Source organism: Thiocystis violacea (genome assembly GCF_016583565.1).
Lineage (GTDB): Bacteria > Pseudomonadota > Gammaproteobacteria > Chromatiales > Chromatiaceae > Thiorhodococcus > Thiorhodococcus violaceus_A.
Map to the genome: position 1 here is coordinate 1 of NZ_NRRF01000285.1, position 513 is coordinate 513.

The 513-nt window shown below is 53.4% G+C and carries 1 protein-coding gene; it reads left to right on the forward strand.

What is annotated here, in order from left to right; all coding sequences use genetic code 11:
• On the forward strand, positions 1–427 hold a 427-nt coding region (locus CKO23_RS25230; protein ID WP_200336349.1), incomplete at its 5' end, for a type II toxin-antitoxin system VapC family toxin.
• Between the last annotated feature and the right edge of the window lie 86 nt (positions 428–513).

A 513-nucleotide genomic window follows, 5' to 3' on the forward strand; every position in this document is an offset into this window, starting at 1 on the left:
CAGCAGGCGTTCTTACGCGCGCTCAAGGTACCAGAGGAGCACTTTATCCACCCATCCCCGTGCTGCTGAATCGATGCCGCTGAAAAATACGACATCGGTGCTGTCACGGGGTGCGGAATGTCCGTTTGAAGTGGCCTGGCTGGCTCACCACGGCCGCATCGAACTCCCAAAGGACGAGGATGCCTGGTTTGAGAAAGCATTGGGTGGCTCCGGCATCGCCCTCTTGCCAATTACGCCAGCGATTGCGCGTACCGCCGTCCAGCTTCCAGAGCATCACCGCGATCCGCAAGACCGGCTGATCATCGCAACGGCCTTGGCGTACCAGGCTACGCTCATTTCAGTGGATGAGAAATTTCCGCTCTACTCTGAGCTTGCGGGCGCTTTGCTGGCTCTCCAGGATTTCATGGGGAATCACAAGTCATTTTAAAACAATTGCTTAGAGCGGATTTTAGCGTACACGCCAATGCCAAAATATAGTCGAGCGATTCTATTTTAAGTTTTTGATTTTTCAGT